We start from the raw sequence: 11,699 nt of genomic DNA on the forward strand, positions 1-11,699 counted from the left end.
ATATTGCGATAAATTATTTAGAGCAGGGCCAGCAGATTCCGGGCCCGTTCGTGCCACATTCCGGCTGCCAGGGCCAGGTGTCCGACGGCGAAGGACATGGAACCGGCAAGCCACGGCCAAACCAATGGAGCCTGGTACATGCTCTCCAGCGAGGCCACGCACCCGGCGATCATCACCAACACTCCGGCGGAAATCAGCCCAATATTAGCCCAGCGCCACCTGAAAGGCAGCAGCACAGCCAGCACCACGAGGAGTGCCGCCGGTGCGACGACCAGCCACGGTTCGCCGCTGAAGCTGCGAAGGCCCAACAGCGTCGTTGCAGCCACCGCTCCGATGAGCACCACAGCGGCGCTGATCAGCCAGCCAGGCCCCGGGCTTGCCATGGACCCGCGCATCATCAGCAGCGGCGTGAACACCTGCGCCCACAGCAGCACTGCCAGCGGGATGAAGAACGCTCCCAACGAGTTCACCCCGATGAGGCTGACAGCGGTGGTGGCCAGGGCACCCAGTAATTGAATGATCAGACCGAGCGTCCCGCGCAGCACCAGGGGCAGCAGGCTAAAGACCACTGGAATCAAGGCGAACAACAGGATGTACGACCCCATGTTCAGTTCAAGCTGGGTCAGTGTTCCCTGCCATGACCCTTCGACGTAGCCTGTGATGCGCGGTTCCACCAGTGTCATGGACGAGGGACTGAGCACGATCAACGCCGCGGTGAGCACCGCCAGGGCGAAGATCGGCCAGGCGAGAATACGGCTCAGGAACTGCCGTCCGCTGCTGACCTTCAGTTCCTGCGGCTCGGTGCGGGCGAAACCGGCGGCGAGCGCCTGCGGTTCGCCGAGCAGCCGATACAGGTCGGACTTGCGCCGGCCCTTGCCAGGAAGTTTCAGGATCTGCTCGCGGGTGTGATCCAGGATTTCCTGGCGTTCTGCATCCGTCAGAAAGCTCAGTTCACGCCGCAGCTGCTCCAGGTAGTTGCGGGCGGCTCGTGGCAGGTACGACTTCATCCCTTCAGCTTACGTGGACTTCAATCACCGGGCCGGTTCTGGTGCCCCGCGCCGCGCCACGGTTGTACCGCTTACTTTCCTGCGCCCGCGGTCAGACCGCCGACAATGTACTTCTGCAGGAACAGGAACAGTGCCATCACCGGCAGCGCTGCAAGAACCGCCCCCGCGGCGAACACCGACCAGTTTGAGGTGAATTCCTCCGATACATAGGAGTAGAGTCCCACCGCAAGGGTCTGCTTCTCCGGAGACACCAGAACCACCGAGGCAATGACGAAGTCCGAGGTACTGGCGATGAATGACAGCAGCCCTACCACCGCGAGGATGGGCGCCACTAGGCGCAGCACGATGGTGAAGAAGATCCGTGCGTGGCCTGCCCCGTCGATCTTCGCCGCTTCGTCGATTTCCACGGGGATCGTGTTGAAGAAGCCGTACATCAGGTAGGTGTTCACCCCCAGCGCTCCCCCGAGGTACACCATGATCAACGCGATTTGGTTGTCGATCCCAAATAGCGGGAACACCTCGCCGAGGCTGGTCAGAAGGATGAAGATCGCCACCACTGCCAGCAGCTGAGGGAAGATCTGTACCACCAGCAGGCTGACCAGACCAAAGCGGCGGCCGGTGAACCTCATGCGGGAGAAGCTGTAGGCTGCCAGCGCGCCCATGAAGACCGAGGCGGCTGCCGTGGTCAATCCTATAAACAAGGTGTTGCCGAACCATGCGGCGAAGGGGCGCTGCTGGTTGGTGAAGAGGTCCCGGTAGCTCTCAAATCCAATGCTGGTGAAGAATCCATTGGATGACAGCAGCGTGCCGTTGGGATTCAGCGAGGCTGACAGCACGTAGACCAGTGGAAATGCTGCGTAGATGCACAATGCGACGCCTACAAGGTGGCGCCACCCTGTTGCGGCAAACCACCTGCCGAAGTTGCGTCGTGGTGTCTGATGCGCGGTGCTGGTGCTCATTAGTTCAGCTCCTCTAGTGCCTTGGTCTGCTTGAAGCTGATGACCGCAATCAACGCAACGAGCACGAAAATAATGATCGAGAAGGCGCTGGCCAGTCCGTAGTCGCGCTGCGAGCCAATGAAGGCCACCTTGTAAACCATCGAGATCAGGATGTCGGTCGCTCCCACGTTCAGTCCGGCATCTTCCAGGCGCGGCCCTCCCTCCGTGAGCATGTAGATCACGTTGAAATTGTTGAAATTGAACGCGAAGGAGCTGATCAGCAACGGAGTAACCGATACCAGCAGCAACGGCAGCTTGATCAGACGGAAAATTTGGAAGGGTTTCGCTCCATCGATCTTTGCAGCTTCTGCCAGCTCATCGGGGATTGCCTGCAGCGCACCGGTACAGACCAAAAACATATAGGGGAATCCAAGCCACAGGTTCACCCACAGCACCGAGAATTTGGCCAGCCAGGGATCCGTCAGCCAGGGAATCTGTGCCCCGCCGAGGAGCACCTGGTTAATGAATCCGAAGTCTCGATTGAGCATTCCCGCCCAGACCAGGCCGCCCAAGAATGCGGGGAAAGCATAGGGAAGAATGGAGATGACCCGATAGATCTTCTTGCCTTTCATGCGCAGGTCGTTGAAAACGATGGCCAAAAACAGCCCGAGGAAGAAGGTAGTTGCCACCGAGAGAAAGGCAAAAACAAAGGTCCACAGCGTCACCGTCGCGAGCGACGAACGGATCGAACTATCGGTAAAGGCGCGGACAAAATTATCGAAGCCGACGTTGATTGACCACCCGGGCATCAGCTGAGCACCATCGGCGGAGGTATATGCGCCGACTCCGGTATCCGAGTAGACCACACCGGTCTTCGAATCGGTCATGGTGTCGGTGCTTTGGTCGTAAACCAGGGTGGAGACGTATTGGTAGGCGGTGCGCCCGTCGGATGTGCGCAGCGAGCCCTGCGAGGGATCCTGACTGATCGGCACATAGAGTGATGTGACTTCCTGCTGGCGGTTGAGCAGGTCGGCGAACTGCAGCTGGGTGTACTCAGAGAGTTCAGCATCGCTGATCGGAGCCAGTGGTGTGTCGCTGTCACCGATCATCTGGGCGCCATCGTGTTCGACCAACAGCGAGAGGTCTTCATGGCGTTCAAGCACGGTGACCGGATAACCAGGAGAATCGGGGACGCGCTCCTGATTGGACTGCAGCAGCGCCATCACCGCATCGTCCTTGGTGGAGTTGTGTCCCGAACCATAATTGGTAAAGGCAATGTATCCGGTGTAGCCAATCACGAAGACCTGAAAGATCAACAGGAAGATCGTGCCAGGCAGTAAGTACTTTGCGGGCAGCCAGCCTCGTTTGAAATACACCACGTTGACCGCCACGGCGATGACAGCGATGACCGCTGCAATGGCCCAGGCCTTCTGGCCGAGGGCGGTGAACACCGCAAACAGCGCGGTTGCATCCACCACCGCAATGATGATGATCTTTGCCAACATGGCACCCACTGAGGTGGAGGAGGCCCGGGCGAAGCGCTGTGCGGTGCGCGAGAGCTCTGGCGGCTTGCGTTCTTGCGTCATTGTCATCGGAGAGATGTTCCTGGATTGATGATCGGGGCAACGTCCGTGGTCGTTGCCCCGAGGTGCGGAGTCGGGCTCAGATTACTTGGAAATCGCGGTCTGGATGTCGTCGGTCATCTGCTTCCACCGCTTGACCGGGTCCGCCTTGCCGCTGATGATTTCGGCTTCTGCAATGCCCCAGTCTTCCCAGACAGCCGCCATTTCTGGGATGTTTGGCATGGGGACTCCCTTTTCGCCGACGGCGCCGAATGCGGCGATGACTTCGTCGGACTTTGCAGCTTCATAGGCCTGCTTATTGGCAGGCGGGCGGTTTCCCACCTCATATAGTTTGCTTTGAACATCGGCGGTGCCGATGTAGTTGGTCAGAAATTCTGTGGCAGCCAAGAGATTCTCGGTTTTTGACGAAACGAAGAACCCCTGGACGGAAACGAAAGGCTGAGCTTCCTTGCCTCCGGCGCGTGGAATTGGGTCGATGGCGAGGTCGATCTTTGCCTTCTTCACGGCGTCTACGTTCCATGGTCCGGTCAGCAGGAACGGCGAGTCGCCGGAGATGAACTTTTCTTTGGCGATGTCTGCATCGATCGAGGTCTTCAGCGTGCCCGCCTTGCCCTGTTCAGCGAGCCATGTGGCGAACTCTTGGCCGCCTTCATTGCCGATCTGCAGGTCTTGCGCGTTGTAGGCTCCGGTGTCATCGGTGCCGAAGACCGGCGCTCCAAAGGAAGTCTGGAATGGGTAGAGGTGGAATGGATCTCCGACCTCGGAAACTTGAACGAGGAATGGGAACTGCGTTCCTGCCGCCTTGCCTTCGGCGATCATGTCGTCAAAGGTTGCCGGCGCCTTATCCGCCAGCTTCTTGTTGCGCAGCAGGGCGAGGTTTTCGGTGGCATAGGGAACACCGTAGGTTTTACCCTCGTAGCTCATCGCGTTGACCGCGACATCCTGGAAATCTGCTGCCTTGTCGCCCAGTTCCACCGGTTGGACGACGCCGTTATTCACCAGATTGCCCAACCAGTCGTGGGCTCCGATGGTGATGTCCGGCCCCTTGCCCGTCGGAACCTGTTTGAGGAAGTCCTCCTGGATCTTGGAAAAGTCCTTGATGACGAGTTTGACGTCGACGCCCGACTGCTTTTCGAAATCTGCGGCTGCTTCCTTGAGTACAGGTTCACGGTTGGCATCCACCCAGACGGTGAGCGATCCGGCGTTGGCCGCGGGTGCTGACTGCTCGGCTGTCGGCGAGGTCGCAGGAGCCGCCGACCCGCCGGATCCACAGGCGGTCAATGACAGTGCCGCAACGGCTGTCATAGCTGTGCCCCAAAGCAGGGAACGCTTCTTCACCTTCATGGGATGTCCTTTCGTGACAACTTTGTCTTCAAGACCAGACGAGGGAAAATACTGCACCTCGTCGGGTCGGGATTGTTCAGGCTGTGAGTGAAAGCTTGTTGTAAGCGTTTCCAGAGTGGCATAGATCATGAAAATTGACAAGAACTTCCAAAAACTCGCTTTATCTGGGCGCTCGCATAAGACTCCACTTTTGGCGAGTCCATCAAAACCTCATAGGAATGAAAGCGTTTACAACGTTCGTTATTTCATTTATCGTTACCGTCATGACTCAAATGCGTTTGCTGACAGACCCCACCGGCTCGCACACCGAGAAGGAATGGTGGCGTACTTCGGTGATCTACCAGATCTACCCTCGCTCCTTTGCCGATGCCGACGGCGACGGCATGGGCGACCTGCCTGGCATCACCCAACGGCTGGACTCGCTGGCCGCCCTAGGTGTTGACGCCATCTGGCTCTCCCCCTTCTTCGCCTCTCCACAGAAGGACGCCGGCTACGATGTTTCGAACTACTGCGATGTTGATCCCTTGTTCGGCACCTTGAAAGACTACGACCGCTTGGTAGTTCGGGCCCATGATCTGGGACTGCGCGTGATCGTGGACCTTGTTCCCAACCACTGCTCGGATCAGCACCCATGGTTCCAGCAAGCACTTGCCGCGGCCCCTGGGTCGCCTGAACGTGATCGTTTCATCTTCCGCGACGCACCTGAATCCGGCTATCCCAACAATTGGGAGTCGGTCTTCGGCGGTCCCATGTGGACGCAGACCACCAATCCCGACGGCACCCCGGGACAGATGTACCTGCATATCTTTGATTCCTCCCAACCCGATTTCAATTGGAACAACCGGGAGGTCAGGAACATGTTCCGCGATGTCCTGCGATTTTGGCTGGACCGCGGAACGGACGGTTTCCGCGTTGATGTTGCCCACGGTCTGATCAAGGCCGAGGGGCTGCCTGACTTCACCCCCGACCCCACAGCAGCGTCCATGGGCGGCACCGAGGAACTCGCCCCATGGTGGGGCCAGGACGGGGTTCACGAGATCTACCGCGACTGGAGAACCGTCCTCGACGAGTACGACGGGGCACGGGTGCTCTGCGCCGAGGCATGGGTCAATCCCTTGTCCCTGATGGCTCAGTGGGTCCGCAGCGACGAAATGCATCAGGCGTTCAACTTCCCGTACCTATCCTGCGGCTTCGACGCGACGCAGATCCGCAGCACCATAGATGCCTCGCTGCATGAATTCGGTGCGGTGGGTGCACCAAGCACCTGGGTGCTGTCAAACCACGACGTGGTCCGCCATGCCACCCGCCTTGCGCTGACCGAAGATAATCCCCAGGGCGAAGGCATTGGACCCAACACCCCGAATCTTCCCGACCCGGCCGTCGGACTGCGCCGCGCACGAGCCGCGACTACGTTGATGCTTGCCCTGCCAGGGGGTGCCTATATCTATCAGGGCGAGGAGCTGGGGTTGCCGGAAGTAGCCGAGCTCCCCGATGATTCCCGGCAAGATCCAACCTGGTTCCGCACCCAGGGCGAACGCTATGGGCGCGACGGGTGCCGTGTCCCAATCCCTTGGAAAGCCGACGCTCCGGCAGCAGGCTTCTCCCCCGCAGGCCGCTCCTGGCTGCCGCAGCCGGAGTATTGGGCGAGCTTTGCCCGGGACCTGCAGGCCAAGGACGATGCTTCCACCCTGAGCCTCTACACCAGGCTGCTGCACCTGCGCCGCAGCCATCAGCTGGGTGCCGGCAGCCTCGTCTGGCAGGATTCGTCCGATGAACAGGTGCTGATTTTCAGCAATTCATCGGTCACCGTGGTGGCGAACTTCGCCGAAGCTCCGCGCGAGCTTCCGCAGCAGCTGCAGCATAGGACGCAGCTTGCATCCAGTGCATTGCAGGACTCGACGGCAACCATCGCCGCCGAGTCAACCATCTGGTTTGCCCACTAGGAGAAGCACAGCGAACAGGTAGTCTGGAGCAGGGGCTGAGGTAGAGAAACACCCAGTCAGGCCCCCGCTTCGGCAATCCCTGCGCCGCAGCAATCGTTGAAAGGATCATTGTGGCCGGAATTAAAGACGTCGCCGATGCCGCCGGCGTTTCGGTAGCAACGGTTTCCCGCGCCCTCTCGGGCCGAGGAAATGTCTCTGCTGCCGCAATGCAAGCGGTGCAGAAGGCAGCTGCGCAGTTGGGCTATGTGGTTTCGGCCAGCGCTTCGGGCCTCGCCTCGGGACGCACGCGGAATATCGGTGTGCTGGTGCCGGTGATCAACCACTGGTTCTATGCCAGCGTTCTGGAGGGCATCTGCACCGCGCTGATGCGCGAGGGTTATGACACGACGCTGTACCAGTTGAGCAAGGACCAGCAGCAGCGCCACCAGATCTTCTCGGACTTTCTGCAACGCCAGCGGGTGGATGCGGTCATCGCCATCAATGTAGAACTCAACGAGGACGAGTTGGTGGCGCTGCATGCACTGAATAAGCCGCTGGTAGGGGTAGGCGGCCCGCTGCCAGAGGTCCCGACACTGCACGTGGACGACGAGGCGGTCTCGGCTTTGGCCACCGAACACCTGTTGTCGCTGGGGCACACCAGCATCGGCTTCATCGGCGGCTCCTTGGAAACGAACGTCGATTTTCAGGTGCCATCGCACCGCCGCATCGGCTACGAGCGCGCCTTGCAGCAGGCGGGCATCGGGGTAGATCCCGGGCTGATCGTGGGCGCAGATTTCAGCATGGCCCAAGGCTATGAGGTGGCAAAACAGCTTTTGGGCAACCCTGCCACCAGACCCACCGCAGTCTTTGCCGTCAGCGATGAGATGGCCATCGGCGCCATCCTTGCAGCCAGGGATCTTGGCCTGAGTGTTCCCCACGATCTTTCGGTGGTGGGCGTGGACGATCACGAGCTGGCCCCGCTGTTCTCCCTCACCACCATCCAGCAACTGCCGCACGAGCAGGGTGAAATGGCGGTGGCGATACTGATGCGCGCGATTCGCGGCGAGGAGGCTGCAAGGGCTCATCGGGCGGAGCATCGGCTGATTGTGCGCGGTTCCACCACTCGACCGCCGCAGTAGCAACCGGGTTTAACGAGCACGGCCGGATGAGACAGCGATGGCTGCTTCTCATCCGGCCGTGCCGTTTGGCTGGGTTCCACCCTATGCCTGGTGTGCGTGCGACTGCTGGTCTTCCACCTCGTCCAGGTGCAGGCTGCGGCCCCGCGTTTCTCCGACCCACAACACCGCGGCGGTGGAGATGATGGTCAGCACCATGATGTAGATGGCGATGGAGATCGACGCCCCGGTGGACTGGAGCAGAATCTCTGCGACGGTGGCCGCGAATGCGCCGCCGAGGATCGCGCCGATGGCGTAGCCGATCGAGATGCCCGAGTAGCGGATGCGTGCCGGGAACATTTCCGCATACATCGCCGACTGCGGCCCGTAGGACAGGCCAAGTCCAATGGTCAGCACAAAGATGCCCAGCGCATACAGGTAGATGTTGCCGGTGTCCACGAGCATGAACATCGGGATCATCCACACGAAGACCAAAGCGTAGCCCCAGACGAAGGTGGCGCGGCGGCCGATCTTGTCCGAGAGCCAGCCTCCGACCAGGGTGAAGATCAGCCAGCCGAAGGAACCGATGGTCGTCGCCAACAGAACCGGCGCCACCGGCATCTTCAGCACCTTGGTGGTGTAGGAGATGAAGAACGCAATGACCAGGTAGCCAGCAGCATTGTTGGCGATGAAGATCAGCGCCGCCTGCACTACTTGCTTGAGGTTGCTGCGCATCAGCTCCTTCAGCGGCGTGTGCTCGGCAGCCTTGCGCAGTGCCATCTCCTTGAAGATCGGTGATTCTTCCACCGCACGGCGGATCATGTAGCCGACCAGGATCAGCACTACGGAGAGCAGGAATGGAATGCGCCAGCCCCAGGCCATGAACTGTTCAGGGGTCATGGCGATGCGCAGGATGTAGAGCAGACCAGTGGCCAGGATCATGCCGATGGGCACACCGATCTGCGGGTAGGCGCCGAAGTAGCCGCGGCGGTTATCCGGAGCGTGCTCCACTGCCATCAGCGCCGCGCCGCCCCATTCGCCGCCGGCGGAGAAGCCCTGAATCACGCGCAGCAGAACCAGCAGGATCGGAGCCCAGATGCCCGCCGTGGCATAGGTCGGCAGAACGCCGATCAACGCGGTGGCCGCCCCCATCAGGATCAACGTCAGCACCAGGATGCGCTTGCGCCCGTAGCGGTCGCCCAGGTGACCGGCGATGATAGCGCCCAGCGGGCGGAAGAAGAATGAAATGCCGATCATGGCGAAGGAAAGGATCTGCGCCAGGCCCGGGTTCGACTCGCCCAGCGGCGCCAAAAACAGCGGCGTCAACAGGGTCGCGGTCAGCTGCGCGAAGATGAAGAAGTCATACCACTCGATGGTGGTTCCCACCAGGGTGCCGGCAAGAACTCGGCGCTCCTCCTGGCTTCGGGAAACTGTATTAGACATTGAGATGTCCCCTTGATGCGAGTTAAGTTACCGACCGTTCGGACGGTTAGACATGTCAATACTAGGCGACAAGTGAGTCGCATCACAATACCGGGACTGTAACACTTCGATCTCGCGTCGGAGTATCAACTCAATCACCGCAAGTCAGCGAAATGTTCGCGGGAGAACGGCAGGATCTGTTCTAATAGTGAACTACAAAGGATCAGGTTTCTTCATTCACTGAAATCATCAGGCATCCGGGCTGCACCCGGGTCCGCCCCGAGCTAGAAGATCTAAATTATGCCAACGTCGCAAACCCTTTCCCGCGGAATTCAGGTACTTGAAATAGTCGCGGCAGCACCGTCAGCACTCTCCATAGCCGATGTGGCCGCGAAACTCGAAGTCCACCGCTCCATCGCCTACCGCATCATCCGCACCCTGGAACAGCATCGACTGCTCAGCCGCGACGAGGCGGGCCACATCCGCCCCGCCTCGGGACTGACGGTCTTGGCGCGTTCGGTGCAGCGCGACCTGCAGAATGCCGCCGCGCCCGAATTGGCGTCGCTGGCCAACCACTTGTCGATGACGGTATTTCTGGCCGTATGGGAGCACGATGTCTGCACCACGCTGCAATCTGCCCAGCCGCGACAGGCCGAAAACGTGATGGAGCATCGGGCAGGATCGGTACACAGCATGGCGCTGGGTGCCGACAGCATCGCCATCCAGTCCCTGTTCACTAAGGAACAATGGCGTGCGCAGGAAACGAACATCGAATACCGCCCGCAGGCGCGCGAGGCGCGGATCGATGGATTCGCTTCCACGCAGAATGAGGTCCGCCCCGGAGCCAGCTGCCTTGCCGTACCGATTTTCAGCCAACACAGCGCGCCCGCAACGCTGGCAGCGCTGTACCCTTCGGCTCTGGTTCCCGATCGAGATGGCATCGTTCGGGCGTTGAAGGAAGCCGCCCTGAACATCACCGAGGCGCTGGAAGAACTGTCCTAGGGAAACCGCAGGCAAGACAGTAGGGCTGACTCATCCCGCCTGGGGTGCGTCAGCCCTACTGTTGTAGATCTAGTGTGTGAAAGCCTGCTTATCTCACCCGCGCAAGGGAGGCCGAGCGAGCGACGATCACCTTCATCAGGAGCGCCGAGAGCAGAATCACCGCCGAAGCACCGGTGGCGACCCAGAAGGACCCGAGGTAACCCATCGATTCCGCCAGCAGTCCGGCCAAACCGTTGCCGATGGCGGTTCCCACCACAATTCCAGCGGAGAGCATGGTCATGACCGTTGACAGGCGTTGCGGCGGAGCCACCTCCCCGCCCAGGGTCATCACCGTAACGATCACCGGTCCGACGCCGAAGCCGGCAACGAACAGGGCTGCCAGCATCCACCCTGTGGTGTCTGCCAAATGCATTCCAAAGCTGAGGATCGTCAGCACCGCACCGCAGGTAATCCAGCGGCTGATTTGTGTGAAGCCCTGAGGCCACGCCGCCACGGATATCGCTGCAATGGCACTGGAAAGGCCCATGGCCCCGTAGAGCAGGCCTCCCTGATTTGAATCTCCCTGGGCACCGGCGAAGGCGAGTGTGCCCGCCGCGGTGGAGCCGAAGACCGTACCCAGGGCAATCATGCTGAGCACCAGGGCGGCGATGGCACCAATTTGCCCCCTGGTGATTTTGACCTTGGAATTTTGGTGAGTTACGGCGCTGGGCTTCACGGCATTGCCTGTGGGATGCATCGCGAAGAGCGGTACCAAGATGATGGTCAGGATCGCAGCAATATACAGCGGGAGCACGGGTGCAAGCAGCGACGCAAGCAGGCCCACCGCTACCGGGCCGAAGACGAACCCGAGTTCATCCAGCATTGATTCGAGGCTCAACGCGGCCGAAAGCGTCTTGGGCTTCTGCTTTTGCTGGCGCGAGATGGCGATCCAGCGCACACGCGACATCGGTCCTACCTGTGGCCCGGTAGCGCCGGCGGCAAGACAGAGACCGATCAGTACGCCGACCGACAGATCCGGTCCGGAATTGCCGAAGATGCTCAGCGCGATCAGCAGCATGGTGTGCAGGATCGCGGCGGTGATCAGCACGGGCCGCTGCCCTAAGCGGTCAGCAAGGTAGCCAAGGCTGGGGCCGCCCACGGCGGAACCCAGTCCCACCATGGCCGCGGCAAGGCCGCCCAAGGCATAGGAACCGGTGCTGGCGGTAATCAGGGTCATCGACCCGATGGTCAGCATCGCCAGTGGAAGGCGGGCTAGAAATGTCAGGGGAATGAATGGTGCGCCGACCATAGGGATCAACGCCGGGTAACCGGATTTCACGGCAGGTTCCTTTGCATCATCACGGTGCAAGGTATGTTGAGTCAACAA

9 protein-coding genes are annotated in these 11,699 nt (G+C 60.4%); 3 read left to right on the forward strand and 6 right to left on the reverse strand.

The window, feature by feature from the left end; genetic code table 11:
- Positions 1–17: 17 nt before the first annotated feature.
- From RUH64_RS06030 to RUH64_RS06045, 4 genes are all read right to left on the reverse strand, one after another.
- A complete protein-coding gene (locus RUH64_RS06030) occupies positions 18–1,007 on the reverse strand; it encodes an HAAS signaling domain-containing protein (RefSeq protein ID WP_313812104.1) in 990 nt (329 codons plus the stop codon).
- A gap of 71 nt (positions 1,008–1,078) precedes the next feature.
- Entirely contained in the window at positions 1,079–1,966 is an 888-nt protein-coding gene (locus RUH64_RS06035) for a sugar ABC transporter permease (protein ID WP_313812106.1), read from the reverse strand.
- Complete coding sequence (locus RUH64_RS06040; RefSeq protein WP_313812108.1) at positions 1,966–3,537, reverse strand: ABC transporter permease subunit; 1,572 nt, start codon at positions 3,535–3,537, stop codon at positions 1,966–1,968. The genes RUH64_RS06035 and RUH64_RS06040 overlap by 1 nt, the downstream gene beginning before the upstream one ends.
- Positions 3,538–3,612: 75 nt before the next feature.
- Positions 3,613–4,872, reverse strand: coding sequence for a maltose ABC transporter substrate-binding protein (locus RUH64_RS06045; RefSeq protein WP_313812110.1), 1,260 nt, complete (start codon positions 4,870–4,872; stop codon positions 3,613–3,615).
- A 263-nt stretch (positions 4,873–5,135) separates the two neighbouring features.
- Here RUH64_RS06045 and RUH64_RS06050 point away from each other — a divergent pair, with 263 nt between their 5' ends.
- Both RUH64_RS06050 and RUH64_RS06055 read left to right on the forward strand, forming a co-directional pair.
- Entirely contained in the window at positions 5,136–6,815 is a 1,680-nt protein-coding gene (locus RUH64_RS06050; protein WP_313812112.1) for a glycoside hydrolase family 13 protein, read from the forward strand.
- A 110-nt stretch (positions 6,816–6,925) separates the two neighbouring features.
- On the forward strand, positions 6,926–7,933 hold the full coding sequence (locus tag RUH64_RS06055) for a LacI family DNA-binding transcriptional regulator (RefSeq protein WP_313812114.1): 1,008 nt from the start codon (positions 6,926–6,928) through the stop codon (positions 7,931–7,933).
- A gap of 81 nt (positions 7,934–8,014) precedes the next feature.
- Here the strand turns inward: RUH64_RS06055 and RUH64_RS06060 are convergent, their stop codons facing one another.
- A complete protein-coding gene (locus RUH64_RS06060; protein WP_313812116.1) occupies positions 8,015–9,352 on the reverse strand; it encodes an MFS transporter in 1,338 nt (445 codons plus the stop codon).
- Positions 9,353–9,631: 279 nt separating this feature from the next.
- On the opposite strand from RUH64_RS06060, the gene RUH64_RS06065 reads away from it, so the two are divergent.
- Positions 9,632–10,333: a helix-turn-helix domain-containing protein gene (locus RUH64_RS06065; protein WP_313812118.1), complete on the forward strand. Its 702-nt coding sequence runs from the start codon at positions 9,632–9,634 to the stop codon at positions 10,331–10,333.
- An 88-nt stretch (positions 10,334–10,421) separates the two neighbouring features.
- Here the strand turns inward: RUH64_RS06065 and RUH64_RS06070 are convergent, their stop codons facing one another.
- Positions 10,422–11,651, reverse strand: a complete 1,230-nt coding sequence (locus RUH64_RS06070) for an MFS transporter (protein ID WP_313812120.1) — start codon at positions 11,649–11,651, stop codon at positions 10,422–10,424.
- Positions 11,652–11,699: the final 48 nt, after the last annotated feature.

Source organism: Glutamicibacter sp. (genome assembly GCF_032154645.1).
Taxonomy (GTDB): domain Bacteria; phylum Actinomycetota; class Actinomycetes; order Actinomycetales; family Micrococcaceae; genus Glutamicibacter.